Raw genomic sequence first — 25,528 nt, 5'->3', positions numbered from 1 at the left:
GGTGAACTTGCCGGCCGCGCCCGGCCCTGAGGCGGGTCCAGTCAGCCGCACAAAGAGCGACCGGCCAGGGTTGTTCTGCAGATCGCCTACGATCCAGTAGGACCCTTCCCGCCGACCGGCGGGAAGGTAAGCGCGACAGACGCCTTCGGCGTTTTCTGCGAGGGCTCGGATCACCTCTTCAGTCTCGGAATACATGGATCAACACCCTCCTCGTGCATGTAGTCCCGTTACAGGACAACGTGCAAGCAGACGATCCAGCACGGCAATGCCGCCCGAGTCCGCCGGGCAGAAGAGACGCAGTTTCCAGCTGATTATCTCCGAGAAGAAGCCATCGGCCTTCAGCCGGTCTTTGGAGGCATCAGTGAAGCCGGAGAGCTCGATCCGGTTCACGCCCATGACGCGTGAACGGTGGAGTTCCATCCCCTCGGCGAGCCGCACGACCGTCTTGCCCTCCAGAACGATGGCATGGACCTGCGCCGCCGTGAGTTGCGGCGCGTCAGCGGCCAGCGTGGTCGCGACCCAAGACGGCGAGACGCGGCGACCGATGATGCGCTGGCCATCGTCGGTCTGCAGGCGGTAGACGCGGGTTTCGTCCTGGGGGAGCTGCTTCCAGATCGGCAGCAGCAGGCCCGCCACGATGTGCAGTGTAGACTCGCTGAACTCCGGCACCTCGGCCAGTTCGGAATTCCAGGCGGCGGCGAAGGCCGCGCGGTCGGCCTCGAGCCAATGGGTATCGTCCATCATTCTGGCCGGAACCGTGCTCGCCTCCGTCGGGCGGATGAGCCTCAGCCGCGGCTCGATCGTGCCATCATCCAGCATCAGGCTTGTGGCAGGCACCTGCACGGCTGCCCGGCCCGAGCGGCTGTTGACCAGAAGCCGCGCCTTCGGGTCATCGAGCCAGTCGAGCGCATCTGCGAGGGACGTCGGCGTGTTGCGGCGTTTTTCGGCGATGGTGAGGAGCTGGGTTTCTGCACCGGAACCCGGATGGGTATAGATCACCCGGGCATCGGTGACGCGGAAGCTCTCGGCGCGCAGGGTCTCGAGCCCAAGGTCATAAACCCCGGCCGCGATTGCCCCCTCGATGCGCTGGTCGAGCAATTCCTCGAAGGCCGAGAACAGCACGGCTTGCATGTCGATCGTCAGGGCCAATAGGCGATTGAGGAAGGTCGTGATCGGCGGCAGGTCGTCTTTGAGGCCATTGTCATCGGTCAGGCTGAGGCCGGTGGCATCCTCGAAGGCCCCGAGCGAACAGCCAGCCACATCGCCGCGATAGATGCGGCGGTAGAGTTGGCGCAGGGCGTCGCGGGCATAGGGAGACTCGAGGTTGTCCTCGGGCCGGAACAGCCCCTGCCCGCCGGTCTGACGCTGGCCGCGCGTGATGGCGCCGAGCGTGTCGAGGCGGCGTGCGATGGTGGAGAGGAACCGCTTCTCCGCCTTCACATCGGTGGCCACTGGCCGGAAGAGCGGCGGCTGCGCCTGATTGGTGCGGTTCGTGCGCCCAAGGCCCTGGATGGCGGCATCGGCCTTCCAGCCCGGCTCCAGCAGATAGTGAACCCGCAAGCGCTGGTTCCTGGCCCCGAGATCCGCGTGATAACTGCGCCCCGTGCCCCCGGCATCTGAGAAGATCAGGATGCGCTTCTGGTCATCCATGAAGGCGGCGGTTTCCGCGAGGTTGGCCGAGCCAGCCCGGCTTTCGACGACGAGGCGCGCGGCAGGACCCTCGCCCTTCCTCACGATCCGACGCGAGCGGCCCGTGACCTCAGCCACGAGGTCGATGCCGAAACGCTGGACGATCTGGTCGAGCGCGCCCGGCACGGGCGGCAGCGAGGCCAGTTTCTCGATCAGCGCGTCGCGCCTGCGGGCGGCCTCGCGGCATTCCACCGGTTGGCCATCCCGCACAACAGGCCGGGAGGAGAGGTTGCCCTCGCTGTCGGTGAAAGGCTCGTAGAGCTGCACCGGGAAGGAATGGGCGAGATAGTCCAAGACATATTCCCGCGGGGTGATGTCGACGCGGATGTCGTTCCATTCGTCGGTGGGGATGTCAGAAAGGCGGCGCTCCATCAGTGCTTCGCCCGTCGAGACGATCTGGATGACGGCCGCATGGCCTGCCGAGAGATCGGCCTCGATGCTCGCGATCAGTGTGGGGGTCTTCATGCTGGTTAGCAGATGCCCGAAGAAGCGCTGCTTGGCGGACTCGAATGCCGACCGCGCGGCTGACTTGGCATGGCGGTTCAGCGTGCCGCTGTCGCCTGTGATGTTCGCCGCCTCCATCGCGGCGGCGAGGTTGTTGTGGATGATGGCGAAGGCCCCGGCATAGGCATCGTAGATGCCGCGTTGCTCGGGGGTCAGCGCATGCTCGAGCATCTCGTATTCGACGCCGTCATAGGAGAGCGAGCGGGCAGTGTAGAGGCCGAGAGACCGCAGGTCTCGGGCCAAGACCTCCATCGCGGCGACGCCACCGGCCTCAATGGCTTCCACGAATTCCGCCCGCGTCGCGAAGGGAAAGTCCTCCCCGCCCCAAAGCCCAAGCCGCTGTGCATAAGCGAGATTGTGGACTGTCGTGGCCCCCGTGGCCGAGACATAGACCACACGGGCATTCGGCAGCTTGTGCTGCAGGCGCAGACCCGCCCTGCCCTGCTGGGACGCCTCGGTGTCCCCACGATCACCCTTGGACCCTGCAGCATTGGCCATGGCATGGCTTTCGTCAAACAAGATCACCCCGTCGAAATCCGCCCCGAGCCAGTCGACGATCTGGTCGACGCGGGACTTCTTGGCCCCGCGTTCTTCCGAGCGCAGTGTCGCATAGGTGGTGAAGAGGATGCCTTCGGAGAGCGGGATGTCGCGGCCTTGTGCAAAACGCGAGAGCGGCGTGACCAACAAGCGCTCCTGCCCCAGTGCTGACCAGTCGCGCTGCGCGTCTTCGAGAAGCTTGTCACTCTTCGAGATCCAGAGCGCCTTGCGTCGGCCTTGGGCCCAGTTGTCGAGCAGGATCCCGGCCGACTGGCGGCCCTTACCTGCACCCGTGCCATCGCCGAGGAAGAAGCCGCGACGGAAGCGCACGGCGTCCGCGGCATCGTCGGGCGCGGCCGAGACCATATCGCCGGTTTCATCGACGGTCCACGAACCGGCGAGATAGGCGCCATGCGCCTCGCCCGCGTAGATCACCGTCTCGAGCTGGGCGTCGGAAAGCAGGCCGTCGCGCAGAACGGCTGCGGGGAGTTTCGGGCGGTAGGAAGGTTTCGGGGGCGCGACCGAAGCCATCGCCGCGGACTGGACCAGCTTGGTCGGGTGCGGGGCAGCGCCAGGGATGTCGATCGCCTGCAGGCGGAAGGTCTCATAAATGGCATCCGATAGGCGCATACCAGCTGCCCCGTCCTCGGTCGGACCGCGCAGGGTATAGGCAAGGTCTGCGGCCTCGATCTGTGGAGCGGTGTTGGTGGGGGGTGTTGCTGGCGTGGCGCGCGATGTGCTGATGGCCTTGCGCGTGGTGCGGGCAGGATTTCCCGGGACGGGGGAAGTGGCGCCCTGCCGGGCTGGTGCGACCTGCGCCAGCGCGAGGCGCGGGGGGACGTGGGCAGTGATCAGCGACAGCAGGCTGGCGACATCAGGCAAAATCGGGCGCGCCAGATCGGCTGTGATGCCGCCCGCCTCGCCACCGCGACATTTGTCAAAGACCGAGATCCGGGTCTCGAAGCTGGTGCCATGCTTGGCAAAAGCGGCACCGGACACAGCGCCCGTGAACACCAGATGCGCGGTCTCGGTCAGGCGTGTGAAGGTCTCGGCCCAAGCCGGGACATCAGGCGCAAAACCCGCCCCCGTGATGGCCACCAGACGCCCGCCGGGCGCGAGCCGGGCTAGGGCCGAGCGCAGATGCCGGGCCGTCGCCTCGGTCGTCCGGCCATCGACATTGGCCACCGCGGAGAAGGGCGGGTTCATCAGGATGACGCTCGGGCGAAGGCCTGCGTCCAGATGATCGTCGATTTGTGCTGCGTCGAAGGTAGTGACGGGACGCCCCGGGAAAAGGTGACGCAGAGGGTCGGCGCGGGTCTCGGCGAGTTCGTTCAGCGCGAGACTGCCACCCGTGACCTCGGCGAGGATCGCCAGAAGCCCTGTCCCGGCCGAAGGCTCGAGGACGAGGTCACGGGGCGTGATCTGCGCTGCAACCATCGCCGCCAGCCCCATCGGCAGCGGCGTCGAGAATTGCTGGAAGCGCTCCATCTCCTCCGAGCGCCGGGTATGCGTCGGCAAGAGGCCCGCCACCTTGGCGAAGATCGGTAGCAGCGCCGCAGGCGAGCCGGCACGGGCGAGCAGCGCGCGGCCGAACTTCCGCAGGAAGAGGACGAGCGCCACCTCGCCCGCCTCATAGGCGAGCTTCCAATCCCAGGCGCCATCGGCATCGGAGCCGCCAAAGGCGCGCTCCATCTCAAGTCGCAGACGCAGCGCGTCGATCTGGAAGCCTTGGGCGAGATCGGGCTGCAGAGCCTCGGCCACGGCGAGTATCGCGGGCGCGGGCGCGAGATCGCGAGATGGAACAGGAACGGGAGGCGCAACGGGCGCGAGATAGGTCATCGGGAAACTCCGGAATGAGGGACAGGGACAGGCCCGGACGCCCTCTCTCGGGCACCCTCAGGCCTGATCTTCCCCGACCCTCCTTTCCCTCTCGAACCGCCGCACCCCGGACACTTGGCTTGATTTTGTTCTTGTTATGTTCTAAATTGAGGAACAAGCCAGAAAGGGGGTTCCCGATGAACAGCACCACGCATGCCCTGCCCGCGACGGCCAAGCAGATCGCTTATGCGCGGTCGCTCGCCCTGCGCAACAACACCCTCCTGCCCTGGGAAGTTCAGCAGGACCGCCAGTCGCTCAGCGCCTGGATCGAGGCGCAGGCCAAGCTGAAACCAGTCTCCGACATGGATCGGTTGCCGACCTCAAAGCAGGTGGCCTTCGCGGAGAAACTCGCCCGGATCAAACGGCGCGCCGTCCCGGATGAATGCTTCCGCGACAAGGGACTGATGTCGAAATGGATCGACGGGAATAAGTAGCGGGAATCTTCCGAAAGATGGTCAGTCAGGCTTGAACGCTGCATTGGCCGTCCGCGCGATGTCCGCGCAGCGGTCCATCAAGTCGCCAAAAGGCTCTGGTGTTGATGCAAGCAGGCCGTCCTCGACCATCCGGCCATAATCGTCAGCGAGAGCCTTGAGAGCATCGCCGCCTGGGACCAGTTGTAGATGCCCAGAGGTTGCGGTGCCGTAATCGATCCACGTGGCATCCGCCGCCTTCTCTGCAAAGAACATCGTCTTGTGCCGGGCGACAGCGGTCGCAAGCGCGCGATCTTGGATGGCCGCAGCGGCGATGCCCGCATCGTCCAACCGGGCGACATCATGCCAGTGGCGAGAAAAGCGATCCCCTCGCATACGGTTTTGCAAACAGAAGACGTGGATCGCTGTCGCCTTTTCCCAGAACGTCCGTTCCGCATGCATCACGCGCGGGCGGGCAATGGGAAACTCCACGCCTGCGATCACCGACGCGGCATCGCAAACGATATCGCGTGGGGATGCGGGCTCTCCTGTAGAACGCGCACCGAATTCCAGCATCACGCTCGGAGAAACGTATCCCGTGCCGCGCGCGAGGTGCGGGTAGTCGATGAACAGCTTGTCGCCATCAATCCGAAGGCCGGCATCGATCCCTTCCCGATCCATCGCCTGCTGCAGGATCGGCTGGACGGTCCCGGCCACCCATTCAGGCAAGGCCTGTCGGACACGTTTCGACCAGCGCCGCTCTTCGCTGGATGTGGCGGGCATGGCGTCTTCACGGCCCCCAAGCAGATCCGGGATCAGCGCTCTGATATCGAAGGTCAGATCCACATCCTCGGAAAACCGGTCAATGACCTGGTAGGCCTTCGACAGAGAGGTGCCACCCTTGAAGACGAGGTTTGTGCCAATGGGCGATCCAAACAGCTGCTGGATCGCCCAGACCACCCAAACGTCCTTTTCGAGGAGGTGGGCTGGCCGGCCAAGCCGATCGGCCGCGACACCAAGAGCATCCAGCCGGTCTTTGGCGTCGAGGCGCAGGAATGCCTCAGCCATGGACCATCTCTCCGACCAATCGTGCCAGCCAAGTCGGAAACTGCGGCGCGGCGGACATCAGCTCAGTCTTTGCCGTCTCCGTGAGCTTGGATCGCAGGATTTGCAGGGCCTTGGGAGCCTCATCCGGCCCGAGCCAGGCAAGAGCCCGAACAACCTGGCCGGAGGTCTTGTTGCCAAGGGTCAACTGCCAGCGCGGCGCATGACGCAGTTCGACTGCCTGCCGGCCAAGGTTCAGCACACGGCTTCGCCCTGAGGTGAGGTAAACCGACTTGACCGGCACCTGTGTCGTGAGGCCCAGAGCGTTTGCTGCAGCAGCACCGCTCGGCACGATCGTCTCGCCCCGCTGCACAGCGAGCGCTTCAATCGCCTGTTCAGCGGACGGACTGCGCGGGCCAAAGCGTGTCTGGACGGGGCGCATGTAGATGCCGCGTCCTGCTCGGATCAACTCGCCGCGCGCAGCCAGACGCGACAGCGTTTGATCGACCGCCGCGCGCGAGCCGAAATGCAAAAGCCCCTTCGCTGCCAAGGGCACCCCCTCCGGCAACGTCGTTGCGACATTCATAATGCTCTCGGCCATGCGCTCCATGATCGCTCCTTTGTCAGAAACATACGCAGTTTTCTGACAGTTTTCAACCGTGCGCCCTTACTCGAAGCGACGCCCGGCTTCTGTGAAGGTGTACTCGTTGACGATGATGCCGTCCTCAACGGACTCATCCGAGGTCAGGTGGTCGTATTCAGCCTCAAGCTGGCGGTAGAGCCAGCGGGCGAGATCGCGCAGCGCCTCGGTCACAATCTCTTCGGCATCCTCGGTGGGCGGCTGCCAGGTCGGGCTATCGCGGGTGACGTCCACAGACATGCAGTATTCGTGGTAGTAGCGGCCCCGATGGCTGACCTCAGCAGCAAGCTGGTAAAAGTTGCGCCGCTGGATGGCCTGCAGCCGGTCGGCAATGCCATGCAGCGTCGCATCCTGGGGCGCATAGTCCCGGATGCGCGCGGCCGCGCCCTTGGCGTGGGACCAGCATCCTTCGAAACAGGCCCCATCCCCTTGGCTCCAGAACCCAGAAAACCAGATGCAGGGTTTGGCCCGCGTCTCGCCGCCCATCAGCCGCACAGGCGTGGTTTTGAGCCGGACGCCGAGGATCTCGCAGATGCGCTCGAAATCCTCGTAGACCGCGTCCCACCAGTCGTCGTGCGGCCCGATCTCGCGATACCAGCTGCGCGCCTTTTCCTTGGCTGCCTCCGAGAGTTCGGTGAACTGGTAGACCGTGGTGCAGATCACCTCAGGCATCGACGTCCTCCCCGTTCAGGGCGGCGGCCAGCCACTCTTGAGTGCTGATCCAGCCGATGGATTTGCGGGCACCGAGATCGATGACATGCGCGCCACCGCCAAAGGCGTCGAGGCGCGGCCGGGAGCAGGTCAGGGCATACTGGAAGCCCCAGAGGCCGGTGAAATCGAATTCTTCCGCGAGGCGCAGGACGAAGCGGATGACGGCTTCGACATCGCCGTGGTCGTCATCATGGATCCAGAGGGCGCTGCCCTCGGGCGCATCCTGGCGCACGAGGTCGAAGCCTGCAACCTCCGGGTCCTCGGCATCCTGATCGGCTTCGCGCAAGCTCTGGAACAGCGCGAGCGCGCGGGCAGCTTTGTCGGGGGTGCCGACATCGAGCAAGCACGAGAAATGGGTGAAGTAATCCGCCATGGGGACCTCCTGAATGGGGAAAGCCCGGCCAAGTGGCCGGGTGCTGGATTGGGATGAGTGGCTGGATGGGGCGATTAGCCTGTGGAACTGTCGCCCGCCGCCTGTCGCGCGGCATGCGCGCAAAGCATCTGCCGGTAGAAGCGCTTGCGCGCCGCCCGGAAGCCGCGAACGGCGCGCGTGTCGGGATGGAACGCCCGGACCGCCGCCCGCAGGACGGTGTAGGGCGACGCCGCCACGGGCAAGCCGAGGCGCTGATAGGCCGGATCGGTCATATCAGGTCACCTCGACCACGGGCGAGGCGAGATGCGGATCGACCAATGCCTCGATCCGCGCTGACCGGCCCATCCAGGGTTCCGGCCGGATGGCCTTCACCCAGTCGGCGAAGCTTGGGATGAAGCCGAGGTCTTCCTTCACATGCTGCTCGCCGACCCAGCGGGTCGGAATGATGCGCCCGGTCGAGAGTGTGAGGGTCGGGCCGAAGATCGTCTCGGCCATGAAGATGCCCTCGGCATGGTGGCGCAGCGCCCGGTGCCGGAAGTCCGCAGTGATCTCCTTGCTCTGGTCGAACCAGGTATGCACGGCCATGTAGCAGTCGACCGTGCCGCCCCATTTCTTCACTGAGGAGAGGGCGTGGTGATAGGGATGTGCCATCGCCGCCCCCTCAGAAGTCGTGGGTGTAGAGTTCGGACGACGTGAAGCGTTCGTTGAACTCGAGATGTATGCAGCGGGCCGCGGCGTCGAAGCAGAACTCGCCGTAAGCGCCTTCGTTGTTCTCCCAGCCGCCATGGGTGTCGGAAAGGAAGTCGTAGGCCAGTTGCTCGACGACATCTTCGAGCGAGAGCTGGCGCATTTCGACTTCGGGGTGGTCCCAGGTAATCGCCGCATAGGCGATCTCGGTCGCGGGGAAGTTGACGGCGGTTTCACCGGACCACGCGCCGATGCTTTCGATCTGGCCGCTGTCACCGGCACCGTCGAAGGTCACGGTGACATGGGTGATGCCAGCGGCCATGAGGCCGTCGAAGAGGCGGTCCTTGTTGCCGGGGCGCAGCGCGTCGATCCGGGCCGCGCGTTCGGCATGGGCCGCGAAGATCTGCGCCATATCGACGGTCGAGGGTCCCATCGGCGGCGTGAGGGTGGGTTCAGTCAGGGTCATCTTGTGTCTCCGGTAAGGGGAAGGGATCGGAGCCGGGCCGGGCGATCTCTCTCCCCCGGACAAGCTCCAAATCCCCCCTGCCCTCCTCTGCCTCTCGGGCCTCACGCCGCGATTTGCAGCGCCCGGGCGGCGAAGGCGCGCCAGAGCGGGTCGACGAGCCGCGCATCCAGAAGATCGGCGCGGTGGCGCAGCCGAACTGCCAGATCGGGCTCGCCCCATGCCGTCGCGCGGCCTGCTTGCGCGCGCAGCTGGCTTGCCTCGGTCACGACGTCCCGCGCCTCGGTCGCGCTCCACACCGGGTGGCACCAGGCGACGGCGCTGTCGCTAGCGGCCCCGGCCAGAACAAGGCGCGCGTCGCGGTCGAGGATCGCCAGAAGCTGGGGCGGAGCATCCGGGACGATGCCGCCGGCATGGTCGATCGCGCCCTGCATGGCCTCGGCCAGCGTCGCGAAGCGGGCGAGCACCAGCGGCGCGGCGCGGCCCGACATCAGGTCGGCCGGTGCGCGGCGCGACAGGGTCAGGGCGAAGGGCAGGTTGGGATCAGTGACGCCCGACGGAAAGAGCGGCGCGAAGCCGCGAGGCACTGCGGTCTGGTGAATAGGCAGGGGCAGGTCGAACATGGGGAAATCTCCGACGGCGCGGGAAGCCTCTCTCCCCGCTTCATCCGTCAAAGACCAAACCGCCGCCCTCGTCCTCGAAGGGGCGGCGGTGATGGGTCCGATGGGCCTTCAGAGCTTGCCGAGGGCCCGCAGGCTTAGCTCTGTCCCGGCGCCGACGATGATGTGGTCGTGCAGCGTCAGCCCGAGGTACTTGCAGCCCTTCTGGATTTCCTTGGTCATGCTGAGATCGGCCTCCGACGGCGTCGGATCGCCCGAAGGGTGGTTGTGGATCAGGATCAGGGCGCTGGCGTTCAGCATCAGCGCTCGCTTGATCACCTCGCGCGGATAGACCGGGACATGGTCGACCGTACCGGTCGAGAGAAGCTCATCCGAGATGATGCGGTTCTTGCGGTCGAGATAGAGGACGTGGAAGCGCTCGATGGGCCCGCGGACGGTCAGCGCGCAGTAGTCCATCAGCGCATGCCAGCTGCCGATGACCGGATTCTGGCTGAGGTAACGGCCGAGGATGTCGCGGGCCTCGAGGATGACGGTTTCTTCCTGGGGGGGTCATGGCGGTTCTCGCTGAATTGCACACGCCAAAGCCCCCTGCCCTCTCGGGGCGGGGCCAGTGGCATGCATGTGGAAGGGAAAGCGCGACCGCCGCAGATGCGGGCGGTCGCGTTGTCGGGGCCGACGTCAGCCGACCCGGTCGAGGAGCTTCTTGGCGCGCCCTTCCATGTCAAGGCGGGCGTCCTGCTGGGTCTTGTCACGAGCAAGCCGCGTGATTCCCTGCACGAAGTCGAAGATGCTCTCTGGCGGGCGGCCTTCTTCCATCAGCACCTTCTCGATGATCTTGCCGGACTCGGCTTTCGAGAAGCCCCGCTTCCTCAGGAAATCCGCGCGATCCTCGTCGCTGCGCGCCACGATCTGCTGTCGCGCCGCCTTGATGCCGTTCACGAAACCCTGTGGTGAGGAATTGGCGAAACGCGTCAGCGCCGGGGCCGCCTCATGGGCAAAGCGCGAGGCGGCATATTTCGAATGGCGGATCTTGATCTCCTGGAAATCCTCGACGCCCCAGAGGTTGCGGTTCTGGCACACTGCCCGCAGGTAGAAGCTTGCCATGCCGAGGGTCTTGGCACCGACCTCGGAGTTCCAGCAGTAGAAGCCCCGGAAGTAGAGATCGGGGGAACCATCCGGCAGACGGCCCGCCTCGATCGGGTTGCGATCGTCGACGAGGAACAGGAAGACATCGCGGTCCGAGGCATAAAGCGTGGTCGTGTCGCGGCTGATTTCGACATCGGGGTTGTAGACCCCGGTCGACCAGTCGAGCACGCCCGGCACCTTCCAGCGCGTGTCGCCCGTGCCATTGCCCGCAATACGCTGCACAGCCTCGACCAGCTCAAAGTCATGGATGCGGCCATAGTCCGGGCCGGTCACCGCGCGCAGTTCGGTCCGGCCGTCTTCCGTCTCGAAGGTCTTCACCTGCTCGGCACGGTGGTTGGTCAGACCGTATTGCAGGTTGATCCCCGCCAGTGGCGCGGGCAACTGCCGCAGGTAGGAGGCCGGTGCGCCGACGATGCTGGCCAACTGGCCAAAAGCCCAATGCGTGGGCGCGACCGGCTCCTGCGCCTTCGGCAGCATCAGGTGCAACCGCTCGGGGTTGTCGCGCGCGGCCTCGACGCGGATGTCGGCGGTCTGCACCACACGACTGCGGCTGCGCTCAGAGCGACCCTTTACATTGGCCCAGAGATCGTCGAGCGACAGGTACCGCTCGTCATCCGGCCTGTTGAACCATTCGGACGAAACCCGCCCGTTCCGGTCACCCCGGCTCACATCCACTTTCCAGCCACTAGCCCGCGCCGGCTGAGCCGGATCCAGAACTTCCACAACGCCCATCGGCTATCTCCCGCGACGGGCGCCGGGAGCCACTCTCCCAGCCCTTAACCCGTCACCGGAAAAGCGGCACTCCTCTCACTCTCGGAGGCCGGCTCCGCCGCGTTAACTTCCGCGTCGATGTCAATGCACTATCGGGAAAACGCAATCGGGTCCAACATGCGGAGGAGCAAGTCTATTTGATCTTCTTGAGTTCCTGGATCTCACGGAGCGCGGCACGTTCAAACCGCCTGATCTGCTGAGTGATCTTTTCGTCATCGCCGAATGCGGAGGCGCTGCGCCGCCCATAGGAAGAAAAGTTGCGTACGATCCGAACACCTTCGTCGTCACGCACCTTCAGGTGGGTGAAACGGCGATACAGGCGTTTGGTGTGTGCCTTAGTCGATTTTCCAGATGCGATGTTTCTCTCCGCGATCTTGCGGGTTCGGCGCATCGCCCTTCGCATCTTTCGCCACTGCCGAGCGAGGGAGCTTTCTCGAATGGCTGGCCCCTCTTCGTGGAGCGAGAAGCCTAGGTATTGTGCTGCTTTTCCCGCTACGACGCCCGTACCCCTGAACTCGGTCCTTTCGGTCTTGTGGGGAGAGATATCCAGCTTCTCTGCCTTAATGAGATCCATGATTTTGGCTTCGGCTGCTGCGGCGTGAGCAGAGTCGCAGATCACCAAGATGTCGTCCGAATAGCGGCGATACAAAGCACCGATGCTGTTGCAGAAAGCGTGCGCTGCCGCGTCGAAATCAATCATGTACAGGTTCGAAGCTGCTGCGCTGATGGGGGTGCCCTGAGGGATGCCTCGCCGATGCCCCTTTGCCAGTTCGGGGTTGGGGTGAAACTTGATGCCATTGGCCTTGAGCTCTTCGACACTGGCGATCCGGTCGCGGCTTTTCTCCTTGAGCCGGGAGGAGAACGTGGCGTTCGCCTTAAGCTCTTCCATATCAACATAGTGGAACGCGGTGATCGCCCGAAACACGCGCATCCAGTGTTCGGGCAGCGAGGTTACGCCCAGCACTGCCTTTAGGCGGCGTTTCAGGAGCGTGTGGTCAAGGTTGTCGAAGAAGCTGCTGACGTCGAACGCCAGTATCGTGACGGGGGCATGGGTCTTGGCAAACGCAAGCACTTCCGCCGAGAAATCGTAGTTACCACGCCCGAGTGCACGATAGGCCAAAACGCTATCGGAGAGGTCCGCGGCGTTATAATGGGCGTCCAGCAACTTATTCATCTCGCTGGCGTAGAACGAAAGTATACAGGCGTCCCGGTGCGATGCATACTTGATCGGGCGGTCCTTCGAGGTGATCGTCCGTTTCCCGGTCATCGGGCATTTCTTGTAGCGTTTCTCTGACTTCGTGTAGTGAAGCAGCGGGACAAACGAGTGCTGAATCACGAAGTTCGGGTCCATTACCTTCCTAGCGAACTTCTCGCCAACGGGCAGATCGAAATGGCGGTAGCCTCTGGACTTAAACCAATCGAGCCGCATTCAGCCTCCTTATCGCAGAGTTCGGAGGACTGGCCCTGACCCTGGGCTCCGGTTTGTTAGGCCGGGCGTCCCCCGAACGCACGCCACCTTCTGTCAGCGTATACGTTCAGCGTCTCACTTCCGAACGCCTCGCAGACACGGGTCTCAAAACGCGAGGTGGTATAATGTAACCGTGGAGGTCCGAGCTATGCTCAGTGTCTCATTCCGTCTGGCTCTGGTCGCAGAGATGCTGTTCGGCATCGTGCTGCCAGGTCACCATAAAGAGGTTGACAAGTTCAACGGCCAAACCCGTGAGCCATTTCTCGCGGGCAGTCACTATTTGGTGAGCAAGTTTCGGCAATTCAAGGTTGCCAAAAGACAATTTAGCCAACCCCGTTGATGCCGAGGGTACGAGAACCCGGCGGGTTCCCCGCCGGGCCCGAGGGGGAGACCCCGTTCCTCAGAACGGGATCTCATCGTCGCGGTCGACCAGCTCGGGGTTTTCGTTCTCGGCCGACTTCGGGCGGCTCAGGAAGTCGACCTTCTCGGCGATGATTTCGCAGCCGTAGCGGTCGTTCCCCATGCTGTCGATCCACTTGGTGTAGTGGATGCGACCGTGGACGAGGACCTTCATGCCCTTTTCGCAATGCTCAGCGACCGTCTTGCCGAGACCGTTGAAGCAGGTGATGCGGTGCCATTCGGTGTCCATGACCCGGTAGCCGTTCTCGTCGCGCAGGACGCGACCTTCCGAGAGGCGGGGGCGCGAGGTGGCGAGGCTGAAGTTGGTGATCTTGGTGCCGCTCTGGGTGGTGCGGACTTCGGGGGTCTGACCGATGTTGCCGGCGAGGATGACGATGTTCTGCATGATAAGCTCCTGTGTTTCCTGTCTTCGGGACCGTCCCTTCGACAAGACCCGGAAAAAGCCCGTCGGGTGACGCGTGCACGGTGGCCGGAACGGACGCCGGAAACCCCCAGAGGACCGGGGTGGCGCGGGCAGCCCCAAGGGGCAACACGGCCCGGACTGACGCGGGGTTGCGCGCAGGCAAGCGAACGGGATTAGGGGATTGTCAGTCGAAGGGATGGCCCTGGAGACAGAGATGCGCGGGGAGCCCATGCCGGTACTTGTCACCTTGCCGATCCGGACTGTCTGACCCCCAGTTCAGCACCTCCCTGGCGGCGAAAACGGCGATCAAAAGCCTTTGCCACCCCTGCCCCAGCCTTCCGGGAGTTGCGGCCCCTTGCCGCGACAGGCTATCGATGGCGGATCATTCAGGACACGGACCGCATCAATGGCTGATTACGATCTCGAGGCACTGTCGCTCGGCGAGCTGAAGAAGATGCAGAAGGACGTCGCCAAGGCGATTTCCACATTTGAGGATCGGCAGAAGGCGGAAGCCCGCGCCAAGGTGGAAGCTCTCGCCCGGGATCTGGGCTACTCCCTGGCCGAACTCGTCGGCACCGAGACGAAATCCGCGCGTGCGCCAGCCGCGGCGAAATACCGGCACCCTGAGAACCCGGCGCTCACCTGGTCGGGCCGGGGACGCAAACCGCAGTGGTTCGTGGAGGCGTTGGAGGCAGGGAAGACGGCGAGCGACTTAGCCATCAATTGAGGCTTCCAACGACGCGATCGGCCTTGAGCCAACCTTCGCGCGGGACACGTGACATGAGCGGTTTCATCTCCCCGCTGTCATTCGTCTACAAGGTCTTCATTCCAGCGTTTCGACGGTAGTTTCCCTATCACGGAACCTCATCAAGCACCGTCCCTACCGGCGCAGAACGATTCGACAATAGGTCGCGGATTTCTCGGAGGATCGTCGCAGTCTCGTCATTCGATGAACTTATGATCTCTCCAAGCTGCGCCGACGCTTCAGCCTGGGCTGCGCGCAAACCGGCTACTTCAGCCTGCAAGTTCTCAATGGCAGACTTAGTCTCAGGGCCGTTGTCGGGCGTGCGCCGGAACTCAGAATAGCCGATTTGGACGGCTGGCATTGCAATGGCGATTATCACAGCAACAACACCGATCCAGATGGCCCGCCCCGCGGTGCGGTCATTATCCGCAGCGGCTTTCTCGAACTTCTGAAGGAACTCAGCAGCGGCACCTTGCAGGCCGTTGGCTATCTGCGCCGCATCTGTGGCGATGCCCTGCATCTGCTCAAATCGTTCTTCGATACGTTCGAGGCGCTCATTGGTCTCAAGGATCGGATTCGGCGGAAACTTAATCTGTTCGATGTTCGGCAGTCGTGGCGGCTCCGGCTTAGCAAGGTTTTCGGGGATATGAGGACGCATTGCCTCAATCGCACGCTGCTGGTCGGCAATCTGCTTTGCAACACGGCCAATGGCGGAATCTTCCCCGGCGGAGAGCCCCAAGTTTTTCATGCGATCTTGGAGGCCGCGATAGGGTTCAAACGCCTTCTCCATCTGCTCCTGGATGGCAGAATATCGTTTCGCGTCTTCAGCCAGCTTCGCAGCGATACCCTCATGCCCAGAAAGCCCTTGGAGATGCTTCATTTGCTCTTGCAGATGGCGAAGGGGTTCCATCTGTCGCACCATGTCTTCCATGGTTTTCTTTAGAGCCTCCCCCCCTTTGCCGCCATTGTATCCCTGAGCCTTCAGTTGTTCGCTCAAAGCAGCAAGATCGACACCTTTCTTCTCCGGGGGCTTTTCACCGCCGCCTTGGCTCTTGTCATGGTCATTACTCATCAATAGTCATCCTGAAATCGGTGCCGGAGGCATAGATATAGGGATGCCGCACGGGATCGTAAGATCGGCACCGACTATCACTCTGTCGGCGATAGGCCCGGGGGTGCGCCTGCGCCTTGCCGGGCCCTTGAGAAGTGAGGCCGAAGCCTCACCCGAAGGGATCGTGCTCCCCCACGATCACGACCTCGTCGCCGTCGATTTCATCGGCCGGGACGGCGCCGAAGGTTCCATCCCCGGCCTGGAAGACGACGATCGAGACCATGAGCGTGGCGGCGAGGGAGGCGGCGAAGGCGTGAGCATCTTTGCGGGACATCTGTTTGGCTCCTGTCTTGGAGGCGGGGGACCATCCCCCGCGCGACAGGACCCCGCAGGCCCGAAGACTGTCTGACATCACCGGGTGCGTTCGGCTCGTCCGAATCCACCCGGCGGCACGGGCTTGCCCGTAGTCCGACCCCTCGCGGGTTGATCTCGAAGACGGGATTCGGGGCAAGGAAGGGAATGGCGAGCGGGGGATGGTCCCCTAACGTCAGGAGCCGATTGTCCCGTTGATGCTTGGAACGCCGCCAGCCTCCCGGTCATGCTCTTGGTTGAAGACTTACGTATTGGGGGGATGGATCCTCTGGTGCCCCGCGACAGCGCGGGACGAGGTTCAAGTGGTCGGAGAGAGGCCGGCCCTTCGGCAGGCCCCTCACGCATTCTCAGGGCTCAGGCGGCTAGATCCGCGCCCCCTGCCCTTTCGCCGTGCTCGGCGCCGACGATTTCGAGCCGCGCATTGTTAAAACCTTCCCGCGCGATCCAGAGCTCGGCTGCGGTGACGGACTCCGCCAGATGCAGCTGCTAGGTGTTGCCACCCAAGTTCAGAAACACGCGCAGCTGTGCGCCTTTATCGGGAGGACGTTTCTGAAGGTTGCCGGTAACGGAGTTCGGGTCGTTGGACGATCATGTCCTCGTAAAGGATCGCCATCCTGTCGATGTACCAAAGTTTGCCGCCAATGATCATGGCCATCCCGAAGATGGTCGGCCATGGATCAATTGCCACCAGACCCCATACCAGAAATGGAAATCCTGTCAGCGACGCCACGTTCAGGATATTCGGCATGATCTGATGGCGCGCAGGTACTGGCACCCTGTGGCGGTTCGACCAGAAGCGCTCACCAAAGACGCCTCGCGCTATCCAGGCGCGGTCATCCTGGACCGGCCCGAAGGCCCGCGGGTTCAACCAGATCCACAAGAGCGCGCCTGCGATTGGAACGAGCGACCACCAACCCAGCCAGACGCGGCTCCAAACGGCTAGGGCGAAAAGCGGCAGGCAGGTGATGAAGCGGGTCCAGCCGCTCCATGGGTTCGCATGCTTCGCCCAGCCCATGTCATCGAGGCCGAAAAAGCTGGCGATGCGGCTTTCCGTGGTCATGATCCTGTCTCCTGTCTGGTGAGGCCATCTGCAACCAGAGCGATCAGCGTCCTGGCGGCGGCCTCAAATCTTTCATCGCTTCCGTACCGGTCGCGGTGCAGCGAGAGGAGCGCGACCGACCTGACTACATCCATCAGCGTCTCGATCGGGTGTGGCGGGATCTCTCCAGCCGACATGCGCGCGGCGAAGAACGCGGCGAGAGGGCGCTCCATCCAGTCGGACTTGCGTTTCAGGTCTTCAGGCCGAACGCGCATTGCGATTGCTGCCAGTGTCTGGGGTTCTGCGACCAATCGCGCCAGAAAAGGGTTCGCGCGATACTCGGCCAGAAGCGCGTGAAGGAACTCGGAAAGGGCTGCGCGTGCCGACAGGGCCTGGTCGTCGAGGGGCGCCATGACGCGTGTGCTGAAGCCAGGGGCCTCAGCTGCCAGCAAGTCGAGGAGCAGATCCTCCTTGGATGGGAAGAACGAGTAAAAGGACGTCTTGGCAATCCCGGCGGTCTGGGTCAGCCGAGACAGCGACAGGGCGCTGAAGCCGCCTTCGAGATACAGGCGCCTGCCCTCCCTCAACATGGCTTCACGAGCCCTTAGACGGTCATTCTCCGAAAATGCCTGCCCCAATCCACTACCTATGAACAATTCTACAATTCGTTCATAGCGTGAATTCCGTCGACGGGCAATCACAGAAGAGCAGCCAGATTCGGCAGCAGGCGAGAGATTTCCAACTTCTTGGGACGATCCCGTTAACGCCTCAAGCGACAGGTTTGGCGGTGCGGTCCATCACCGGGGGAACTCTAAGTGTTGGTCAGAACGAGCGTCCTAAGGGGCTTGTGAGCCCTGTAGGGCAAGGAACCATCGGCGCCCCACGGCACAGCGGGACGAGGGTGTGGTCGGTGAGGGGCCCGCACATGGGTAGGCCCCTCACGAAGTGTCAGGGCTCAGGCGGCTAGATCCGCGCCCCTTGCCTTATCGCCGTCGTCAGCACCGACGATTTCGAGACGGGCATTGCGATAACCCTCCCGCGCGATCCAGAGCTCGGCCGCGGTGACGGATTCCGCCAGATGCAGCAGCTCGGTGTTGCCACCGAAGTCCAGCAGCACGCGGACCTGCCCGGGATTCGGCTCCTCGGCGACCTCGAATACCAGCCGGCTGTCTGCCGAATGGCTGCGCATGATGGTGACGAGGATGACCCCGTCTGAGGAGAAGTTCCCCTCATGCAGCGTGAAGGAGGCCGGAGCGGTCCAGGTCGGATAGACCCGGGGCGGTTCCTTCTTCACGAGACGGCCGACGCCGTTCGAGCGCTCCCAGGCGGCGAGCTTCTTGGTGAAACGTGCCGGCGGCTTGGGACTGCCGTCGGTGTAGCGGATCAGCGCCCCAAGGGGGGCTGTGTCGATGATGGTTGTTGCAGACATGATTCCTCATCCTGAATGCGAGTACTCGCATTCATCATATTGATATTACTGTGTTTTGTTGAAATTAGGGGCAGGTTTCCCCGCCCCCGGATGGTTCAGATCACTCCGCGGCCATCATCGACCCGGTGCAGTCCGGCAGATCAGCCGTCAGGAAAGCAGGGAGATCGATGTCGTCGGGCGCGCTCGCGTCCTCCCCCTGCCCTTCTGCGATCCCCTCGCCGTCGCTTGCCACCAGATCGGCCCGGCGCAGGACCTCGGGCAACCAGCCGCTGCCTTTGAGGAGCCGCTCGGCTTCTGCGGCCATCTCGCCCTTCTTGAGGTGATCGAGAAGCTGCGCAGTTCCCTCGCCTTTCGCCTCGCGCACAGCCTCGAGGATCCGGACCTTGGGCACGCGGTTGAGGTAACCGTCGACCGTCGGCTCCCAACCTGCCTCGACCATGTCGAGCTCCACCGCGCGGGCTACGAGATCGGCATGGGCCATGCGGCGGGTCAGGCCGGTGGCCGAGATGCCAGCCCCATAGGGGTTCACCTTCTCTTGGAGCGCGTTGATCCCGAAGCTGAGGCAATGCGCCAGGAGCGCGAGACGGCTGCCTTGGTCGAGAACGGACAGATAGTCCCAGAGCGCAGCATCGTCTCCGAGGGGCAGATCGGCCTCCCAGGCTGCGTGACGCTCATCGATCAGCTTGGCGACGACGCTGTCTTTCAGATCGGGCGCCTGGGCCGACATGTAGACGTGCCGGACCGAGGCTTCGAGACAACTGCCCGTCGCAGAGGCGGTGCGGAAGGTGTCCGTCACCAGCTTTAGGAGCAGGAGCGTCAGCGCGACGTCCGGCGACCGCCCGATGGCCTCGCGCAAAGCCAAGGTCCGGTGAGCCGTCAGTTCCATGACCAGCCGCTCGGGCAACGGCTTCAGCGCTCCGTCGTCGTCCTCCTCGGACGCATCCGCACCAATCGGCTGACCGCCCGAGGTGATGACGGTGCCGCCGGCGGAGGTCGCCGACGGCTTCCAGCTGGAAACACCGACATCACCCCCCTGCCCCATGGCATCCACACCATCGCCATCCTGGACCGCGGTCTCCTCGTGCGGCTCGTGCTCTGGCCGAACGTACCCGCGGTAGATCGCGAGACTGCCATCCCGATCCAGCGTCACGAAGACGCCCGCGCGCGCAATCTCGGTCGGGTCGTAGATCAGAGGCCGCTGTTCAAGCGCTTCCATCGCCATCTCGAGTTGACCCAGCCGTGCATCGATCTCCTCGGGGTACTCGTCCTGGCCGGAGTATTCTTCCTCCAGCGCCCGATACTCCGCGAGGAGCGTCGCATGGGCCGCGCTTTCTTCGTCGGTCATCGGCGCGGGATCACCGGCCAGACGCCGCAGACCGTGGCTGTAGCCATAGGGCAGGTCGGTCGCCACCTCGATCCACTTCCAGCCATCCGAGGCCAGCGCCTCGGCTTCGGCTTGGAGCTTCTCGGAGACCAGCCGATCGAGCAGGGCAGGGTCCTCGAGCCAGCCTCCGTCATCGCCCTGGAAGAGATCGCGCAGGACTACACCGCCGGCCGCCTCATAGGCATCGACACCGACGAAGACCGCGCGGCGATCGGACGCCCGGACCGAGGTTTCCGTCAGCATGCGCCGGATGGCATAGGGCTCCTTGTTCCAGGAGTTTTTCACCGCATCCCAGACCTGTTCCTGACGCGCGTGATCCGGGTTCACGGTGAAGGCCATCAGCTGTTCCAGCGTCATGCCATCCTCGGCATAGACCTCAAGCAGGGCAGGGGCCACGGACGCGAGTTTCAGGCGCTGCTTAACAATCTGCGGCGTCACGAAGAAGGCCGCGGCGATCGCTTCTTCACTCTGACCCTTCTCGCGCAGAGCCACGAAGGCGCGGAATTGGTCCAGCGGGTGCAGAGCGACGCGCTGCATGTTCTCTGCCAGCGAGTCGTCCTCGGCCAGAATGTCGGACGCAGCATCCCGCACGATGCAGGGGATCGGCGCGGCCTTCGCCAACCTCTTCTGCTTCACCAGGAGCGACAGCGCCTGGAAGCGGCGACCACCGGCCGGTATCTCGAACGTGCCGGTCTCAACGCCTTCGGCATCGACCACCGGCCGCACGTACAGGCTCTGCAGGAGGCCACGTCGGGCGATGTCCTCGGCCAGTTCTTCGATGGACAAACCCGCCTTGATGCGCCGCACGTTGGACTGGCTCAGCACGAGCTTGTTGAAGGGAATGTCCCGCGACTGGGACAGGACGATATTCTGGGCTGCTTTCGCCATCAGATCTTCTCCATGACGGGCGCCGGAAGCCACTCTCCCGATCTCACCTCCCGTCACCCCTCAAACCCCCAACCTTTCCCTCTCTTCGTCGGTCTTGACCGCGGTCAAGACGTGTAAGCTGCATGCTCTATGCGCGCAGGATCGTTTCAAAGTATGCCTCGGGCTGCCTGATCGCTTCGCCTTTCCCCAACAGGTAGTCCAAGATCAGCAAAAGCCGTCCAGCCCCAGCTTTCTGAAGACCACGCATCAGTTTTTCTTGGCGTATTCTAAGCAATCGACCGATGTCGAAGAGAACGCGGTTGAGGGCTTCGCCTGTTCGTGGCGGATCTGGGAAGAAGTCCGCGACATGCGAAAAGTCCGTCCACGCCATTTTTGCAGGGTCCCGGTTCATGGTCGCTGCCCCAATGCTTTGGGGAGCGTTGGTCTTCATTACGTGCGTGTCTTTCTTTATATGTTCTTTTTTTACAGACTCTATCTGCCGGTCATTTTGTCCGTTCCTGGCGGACATTTCGCTCGCGCATTCACGTCCGAGGGTTTGGTCTTGCGATTGCTCTCGGTCCGCACGGGTGTTTGAATCGTGGCACTCTCCATAGCTCGGCTTGGCGTTGGCTCCGAGCTCACGGAGACCAGCGATGATTTGCAAGACTGTGTCGGCAGTCAGGGTTGCTCGACGAAGCAAGTTTCGGATCGTTTCCAGTGAAGCCCGCCGTGCGTCATGGAGCTGTTCGTCCTGTAGGAGGGAAGCGCGCAGCGCCAGTGCTTCTGCCTTGAGGGAGCGCAGGCGTTCACGCTCTTCCGTGACCTCCGATGCTCTGGCCGCAAGAGCGTCGTGGCTCTGCATTAACGGACCCAAGTCGATCCCAAACGCATCCCTGATGATCCCTCCGTAGCGGAGAGGGAAGCGTTTCCCGTTCGCTGAACTCTTTCGCTGGATGAGTCCCGCAGCCTCAAGGCGCCCCAGGCAGCGGCGAAGCGTTCTTTCATCAATGCCGTTTGCGCGCTCGGACAAGGAGGCGTTGGAAGGAAACACAATGGTCAGCTTGCGCTGTGTTTCACCAGAGTTGGGACTCTGATCGCGCGGTAGAAAGCTGATGAGCGCTGTCAGTACGGTGACGTCGTTGCTCGTGAGGTTCAGGTCTTTCCGAAGAACCCGCACCGGCCCCAGAAGCTCGTAGGGGTTAGGGCAGGCAATAGCGGATTGTTCCGCCAAAGCGGTTCGTGCTTGAGTGACATGTCTCATGGTGTTTCGGAAGAAAAAGCTTCCCCGTTCACCGCGAGCGGTGTTGAACTCGATTCGTTTTGGGGGTATCAATCAGGTGTCGAGACTGATTGAGGCCCTTCGGAAGCACCGCTTTCGGGGGGTCTTTCCTTTTCTAGCCGTTCCTCCTTTCGTTTTCTGCTCGTTGCTCTTGATGTCTTGACCGCGGTCAAGACACGGGGTCGTCACTTTGGGCCGTCTTGACCGCGGTCAAGAAGCTCTTCGATCAGCTTTCGGACCGCCTCTTCGACGCGTGGAGCAAGATCAGCGTCCACATCGATAGTGATGCGATTGCCTTTGCGGCCGATCTTCACGCGCTCACCTGGCTCAGCCTTGGGCGGAGTTGTCTTGGTGGCCGTGAGTAGCGTAACCGCTGCGTCAAGCCGCTCTGGGCCAGGCAAGCTACGGGGGATTTCGCGGGCGACTTCCTTGGCTCTCGAGACGTCCTTCTCGCACAGCCTGAAAAGCTTCTCCCAGACCCGCCGACCAACGCCATGTGCTGGTCCGATGGCCTGGATCAGCTCCATCGGAATGCCCGTCGCGATACGGTTCATCCGAGAGACGAGAGATTCATCGATCTGGAGTGCCCGATAGGCGATGGTCTGGGCGTTCTTGCGCGTTTCGTCTGTTTTCCCAAGTTCCCGAATGATGCCGGCGACGAATAGAGCCCTCTCGATAAACGATGGGTCTTGGCGCGCATTGTTCTCCACGCCCTGGGCGATCAGTGCTTCCTCTTCGGTCATTTCCATGACCGTGGCCCGCACCTTCTGACCAAGCTCACGACAGGCAAGAAGGCGACGGCGCCCGTAGACGATCTCAAGTGCGCCATCCTGGGTTCGGCGGACAAGAATGGGAACCTTTTGCCCATGCTCTCGGATCGAGGACACAAGTTCCTCGAGGCCATCGCTCGGATCGATACGGTCCATGACCGCGGACATCCGCACAATGCTCGGGTCGATCAGGCGCGTGGCGTGCTTGTCTTCTTCCAGCACGGATGCTTGCGCACGAGCGACAGTTGGGCTCGTGCGCTTCAGATCAAGATCCGCACCTTCGTCCGGCGTTGCGGCGTTGCCCATCGCGTTCTTGAGAGAGTCTCCGAAGACCTTACGCGCCATGGCTACGCCCCCATGCCTTGAGGATTTCGCGTTCGACTTCGTCGGTCACACGCGAAACGGACTCGATCGCACGCTCGTAGGTTCTGCGGTTTACGTCGCGAGGTTCGACCTCAAAGATGCTCTGCTGCGTGTTGGCGGCATCACCTACCGCTGTCGACTTCAGGAACTCGGCCGGCAAGACCGCATCGCCAAGGACCGTCCGAAGCAGAGACGAGATCTGGACCTGTGGACCGTCGGTATTCTCGTAGCGGGTGATCAGCACGCGCACGAAGTTCAGACCGTGTTCGGGAGCATGCGCCTCGACGACACCCATCAGGTTGCTCGCCATACCGAGGAAGCTCGCCAGGGACATGACATCAAGCATGGACGCGTTGAGCGGGATCAGGACCCCGGTGGAGGCAAAGAGGGCAGAGATCACCGAGAAATTCAGCTGAGGCGGGGTGTCGAAGATCACCACGTCATATCTGTCCAGAACAGGCTCAAGTGCTTCGCGGATCCGGCTGTGGAACGTGGTGGCTCCGTGTCTGAAGCTCAAAGCGACCTCAAACTCGTACTCCATGATGTCCATGGAGGCGGGGATAAGGTCGACCGTTGGAAAGTTCGTTTTGCGAATGATTTCGGAGGCGGGCAGGGGACCTTCCGACCGGATCAGATCGTAGGAGGTCGGCATGTCCGGATCGAGTTCAGGAGTCACCCCAAACAGGTTTGTCAGACTTGCCTGGCTGTCGAGGTCGATCAGCAGGACCCGATAGCCGCGAAGGCCCAGTAGCTGACCAACATGAGCTACGGTCGAAGTTTTTGCGGACCCGCCCTTCAGGTTGAAGATTGTCACGACCTGGCACGGTTCGCCGGCTCTTCTGTGAGGGTGCTCATCGGGCTTAATCCTGCCCGTCTCAAGAAGGACGCGTTGGGCCTCGACCATTTCCTCGGCAGAGAAACTGCGGCGGTTGCCACCCTCGAGTATACCTTCGGGAAAGCCTTCGAGGTTTGACACATGGTGGCGGAAGGTGTTCTGGTTGAGCCGTAGGAGATCTGCCGCTTCCCGCATCGCGAAGCGGCGGAGACCCTTCTGGGCATCCGGTGGAAAAGTCTCCTGAGCATGTTCTCGCAACCGGCTACCAAGCCGCTTGGACATGACATCGAATCTTTGAGAGGCTCGTATCCCGCTCATCACTGCCCTCAAGTCTTTATTGTTTTGTAGACCTTAACAGTTTTGGTGAGTAAATCCAGCCCAAACCGTTGAACGGTGTATGCGCGTTGAAGGGGCTGATTTCTGACGAGAGAAAACCATTAAGTATCAGTGCGTTGGGTGACCCTGTTCGCAGCATACTTCAACAGCTCGTGGGTCGTGGCGTCGTGGCCACAACATGTATTGTGGACGCCTACGGACTGCAGATCATGAGAATCGCATGGCGATTCCCGCGACTTCAATCAAGCAGCCCCAGCCTCTCGGCTCGCTCCAACAGCATCTTCACGGATGACGGTTGCCAGGTGGTCCGCCCACGCGGCGTCCGTTCCCGCATTTTCTCGAGCCTGTTGCAGATCTCTTGCAGCGTGATCTCCGGGTTTGCGCCCTTGATGCCGGCCACGATGGCGGGCAAGCGGTCGTCGGTATCGCGACGACCGGCACGGCCCAGCACGGATTCTTCCAGGAACCCATCCCGCACATACGCGTTCACGGCGCGCAGCAGGCGGCTCTGCGTCCATTGGCGCTCGCGGGGCAGGGGGCCGTTGATGATGCGCAGCACATCCTCCCAAGCCATGTCGGGCCGTAGGCGGCGGACATGGGGCACCCAGTCCTGCGCCGTCTCGTTCAGCCGCTCCATGTAGCCGTCCTGCCTCGCCAGCCGCACCTTGCGCAGCGCCGCGGGATCGCGGGCGCGCAGACCGGGGTTGCCACCGACCCGCCCCTTGCTGCGCGCCGAGGCCAGCCCCGCCTTGGTGCGTTCGCGGATCAGGGCGCGCTCGAACTCCGCCGCGGCGCCCAGGACTTGCAGGGTGAACTTACCCTGCGGTGAGGACGTGTCGATCGGATCGGTGAGCGAGCGGAAGAAAGCGCCCTTGGCCTCCAGCCGCTCGATCACCTCCAGCAGGTGCGACAGAGAGCGCGCCAGGCGGTCGATGCGCACAACGACAAGCGTGTCGCCTTTGCCTATCCGCTCCAGCACACGGGCCAGCACGGGCCGCGCACGATTACCGCCCGAGGCTTGTTCCTCATGGATCTCGACGCAGCCCGCGGATTTCAGGGCCTGCGACTGGGGCAGGGGGGTCTGATCCTCGGTCGAGACGCGCGCGTAGCCGATCAGGGGCATCAAAACAGGCCGTTTGCAGTTTAAGGTATCATAAATAAACGACCGTTTGTAAACGAATGCAAATAGGTGCTCTCTCGTCGCGTTCATCCTAAGACCCTTGGTTCCCTAGCGCTGAGCGCGATCTGAGAGGTTCCGCCGGCAGTCGCGCGAGCGTACTATATAAAGGGCGTA

Annotated in this window: 25 protein-coding genes and 1 pseudogene; 2 read left to right on the top strand and 24 right to left on the bottom strand. The window is 62.9% G+C overall.

The annotated features are described in order from the left end of the window. Positions 1–195: pseudogene (locus ABD923_RS18750) on the bottom strand (DNA primase); the annotation flags it as partial. A 3-nt stretch (positions 196–198) separates the two neighbouring features. Then, a complete protein-coding gene (locus ABD923_RS18745; protein WP_259555018.1) occupies positions 199–4,569 on the bottom strand; it encodes a strawberry notch family protein in 4,371 nt (1,456 codons plus the stop codon). Between the two features lie 176 nt (positions 4,570–4,745). On the opposite strand from ABD923_RS18745, the gene ABD923_RS18740 reads away from it, so the two are divergent. After that, complete coding sequence (locus ABD923_RS18740) at positions 4,746–5,042, top strand: hypothetical protein (RefSeq protein ID WP_259555019.1); 297 nt, start codon at positions 4,746–4,748, stop codon at positions 5,040–5,042. A gap of 21 nt (positions 5,043–5,063) precedes the next feature. Here ABD923_RS18740 and ABD923_RS18735 read toward each other — a convergent pair whose 3' ends face one another. From ABD923_RS18735 to ABD923_RS18680, 12 genes are all read right to left on the bottom strand, one after another. Continuing rightward, positions 5,064–6,086 carry a nucleotidyl transferase AbiEii/AbiGii toxin family protein gene (locus ABD923_RS18735; protein ID WP_259555020.1) on the bottom strand — a complete coding sequence of 341 codons (1,023 nt, stop codon included), beginning with the start codon at positions 6,084–6,086 and terminating at the stop codon, positions 5,064–5,066. Beyond that, positions 6,079–6,672, bottom strand: a complete 594-nt coding sequence (locus ABD923_RS18730) for a type IV toxin-antitoxin system AbiEi family antitoxin domain-containing protein (RefSeq protein WP_259555021.1) — start codon at positions 6,670–6,672, stop codon at positions 6,079–6,081. The genes ABD923_RS18735 and ABD923_RS18730 overlap by 8 nt, the downstream gene beginning before the upstream one ends. 57 nt (positions 6,673–6,729) lie before the next feature. After that, the gene (locus tag ABD923_RS18725) at positions 6,730–7,374 is read right to left on the bottom strand and encodes an antitoxin of toxin-antitoxin stability system (protein ID WP_259555022.1); all 645 of its coding nucleotides are present in this window, start codon (positions 7,372–7,374) and stop codon (positions 6,730–6,732) included. After that, the gene (locus tag ABD923_RS18720; protein WP_259555023.1) at positions 7,367–7,786 is read right to left on the bottom strand and encodes a hypothetical protein; all 420 of its coding nucleotides are present in this window, start codon (positions 7,784–7,786) and stop codon (positions 7,367–7,369) included. Before ABD923_RS18720 ends, ABD923_RS18725 begins: the two co-directional genes overlap by 8 nt. A 74-nt stretch (positions 7,787–7,860) precedes the next feature. Then, positions 7,861–8,058: a hypothetical protein gene (locus ABD923_RS18715; RefSeq protein WP_259555024.1), complete on the bottom strand. Its 198-nt coding sequence runs from the start codon at positions 8,056–8,058 to the stop codon at positions 7,861–7,863. 1 nt (position 8,059) lies between these two features. Then, positions 8,060–8,437 carry a DUF6915 family protein gene (locus ABD923_RS18710; RefSeq protein WP_259555025.1) on the bottom strand — a complete coding sequence of 126 codons (378 nt, stop codon included), beginning with the start codon at positions 8,435–8,437 and terminating at the stop codon, positions 8,060–8,062. A gap of 10 nt (positions 8,438–8,447) precedes the next feature. Further along, positions 8,448–8,939 carry a DUF6878 family protein gene (locus tag ABD923_RS18705; protein WP_259555027.1) on the bottom strand — a complete coding sequence of 164 codons (492 nt, stop codon included), beginning with the start codon at positions 8,937–8,939 and terminating at the stop codon, positions 8,448–8,450. 101 nt (positions 8,940–9,040) lie between these two features. Next, positions 9,041–9,559, bottom strand: a complete 519-nt coding sequence (locus tag ABD923_RS18700; protein WP_259555028.1) for a DNA repair protein RadC — start codon at positions 9,557–9,559, stop codon at positions 9,041–9,043. A gap of 108 nt (positions 9,560–9,667) precedes the next feature. Continuing rightward, entirely contained in the window at positions 9,668–10,084 is a 417-nt protein-coding gene (locus ABD923_RS18695) for a JAB domain-containing protein (protein WP_310796468.1), read from the bottom strand. 150 nt (positions 10,085–10,234) lie between these two features. Continuing rightward, positions 10,235–11,434, bottom strand: coding sequence for a DUF932 domain-containing protein (locus ABD923_RS18690; RefSeq protein ID WP_259555029.1), 1,200 nt, complete (start codon positions 11,432–11,434; stop codon positions 10,235–10,237). Positions 11,435–11,606: 172 nt separating this feature from the next. Continuing rightward, positions 11,607–12,902: a reverse transcriptase/maturase family protein gene (locus ABD923_RS18685; RefSeq protein WP_259555030.1), complete on the bottom strand. Its 1,296-nt coding sequence runs from the start codon at positions 12,900–12,902 to the stop codon at positions 11,607–11,609. Positions 12,903–13,341: 439 nt separating this feature from the next. Then, on the bottom strand, positions 13,342–13,746 hold the full coding sequence (locus tag ABD923_RS18680) for a single-stranded DNA-binding protein (protein WP_259555031.1): 405 nt from the start codon (positions 13,744–13,746) through the stop codon (positions 13,342–13,344). Between the two features lie 424 nt (positions 13,747–14,170). Between ABD923_RS18680 and ABD923_RS18675 the strand changes: the two genes are divergently transcribed. Beyond that, on the top strand, positions 14,171–14,491 hold the full coding sequence (locus ABD923_RS18675) for an H-NS histone family protein (protein WP_259555032.1): 321 nt from the start codon (positions 14,171–14,173) through the stop codon (positions 14,489–14,491). Positions 14,492–14,618: 127 nt separating this feature from the next. Here the strand turns inward: ABD923_RS18675 and ABD923_RS18670 are convergent, their stop codons facing one another. The 10 genes from ABD923_RS18670 to ABD923_RS18625 all read right to left on the bottom strand — a co-directional run bounded on the left by ABD923_RS18670 (position 14,619) and on the right by ABD923_RS18625 (position 25,357). Then, a complete protein-coding gene (locus tag ABD923_RS18670; protein WP_259555033.1) occupies positions 14,619–15,581 on the bottom strand; it encodes a hypothetical protein in 963 nt (320 codons plus the stop codon). 148 nt (positions 15,582–15,729) lie between these two features. Beyond that, positions 15,730–15,894 carry a hypothetical protein gene (locus tag ABD923_RS18665; protein ID WP_018065899.1) on the bottom strand — a complete coding sequence of 55 codons (165 nt, stop codon included), beginning with the start codon at positions 15,892–15,894 and terminating at the stop codon, positions 15,730–15,732. Between the two features lie 570 nt (positions 15,895–16,464). After that, positions 16,465–16,992 (bottom strand): DUF6653 family protein, encoded by a 528-nt coding sequence (locus tag ABD923_RS18660; RefSeq protein WP_259555034.1) that lies wholly within the window; start codon positions 16,990–16,992, stop codon positions 16,465–16,467. Next, a complete protein-coding gene (locus tag ABD923_RS18655) occupies positions 16,989–17,561 on the bottom strand; it encodes a TetR/AcrR family transcriptional regulator (protein ID WP_259555035.1) in 573 nt (190 codons plus the stop codon). Before ABD923_RS18655 ends, ABD923_RS18660 begins: the two co-directional genes overlap by 4 nt. A gap of 365 nt (positions 17,562–17,926) precedes the next feature. After that, positions 17,927–18,400 carry a hypothetical protein gene (locus ABD923_RS18650; protein ID WP_259555036.1) on the bottom strand — a complete coding sequence of 158 codons (474 nt, stop codon included), beginning with the start codon at positions 18,398–18,400 and terminating at the stop codon, positions 17,927–17,929. A 100-nt stretch (positions 18,401–18,500) separates the two neighbouring features. Next, positions 18,501–20,672, bottom strand: coding sequence for a ParB/RepB/Spo0J family partition protein (locus ABD923_RS18645; protein ID WP_259555037.1), 2,172 nt, complete (start codon positions 20,670–20,672; stop codon positions 18,501–18,503). Positions 20,673–20,799: 127 nt separating this feature from the next. Further along, positions 20,800–21,912: a helix-turn-helix domain-containing protein gene (locus ABD923_RS18640; RefSeq protein ID WP_259555038.1), complete on the bottom strand. Its 1,113-nt coding sequence runs from the start codon at positions 21,910–21,912 to the stop codon at positions 20,800–20,802. A 203-nt stretch (positions 21,913–22,115) separates the two neighbouring features. Then, positions 22,116–23,045, bottom strand: coding sequence for a ParB/RepB/Spo0J family partition protein (locus ABD923_RS18635; RefSeq protein WP_259555039.1), 930 nt, complete (start codon positions 23,043–23,045; stop codon positions 22,116–22,118). Beyond that, positions 23,035–24,180 carry a plasmid partitioning protein RepA gene (gene repA / locus ABD923_RS18630; protein ID WP_250045552.1) on the bottom strand — a complete coding sequence of 382 codons (1,146 nt, stop codon included), beginning with the start codon at positions 24,178–24,180 and terminating at the stop codon, positions 23,035–23,037. The genes ABD923_RS18635 and repA overlap by 11 nt, the downstream gene beginning before the upstream one ends. A 292-nt stretch (positions 24,181–24,472) precedes the next feature. After that, positions 24,473–25,357 (bottom strand): recombinase family protein, encoded by an 885-nt coding sequence (locus ABD923_RS18625; RefSeq protein ID WP_259555041.1) that lies wholly within the window; start codon positions 25,355–25,357, stop codon positions 24,473–24,475. Between the last annotated feature and the right edge of the window lie 171 nt (positions 25,358–25,528).

The organism is [Roseibacterium] beibuensis, assembly GCF_039542305.1.
GTDB classification, from domain to species: Bacteria; Pseudomonadota; Alphaproteobacteria; order Rhodobacterales; family Rhodobacteraceae; genus Roseibacterium; species Roseibacterium beibuensis.
Note: the sequence above shows the minus strand (reverse complement) of the source record. Positions and strands in the feature narration are given on the sequence as shown.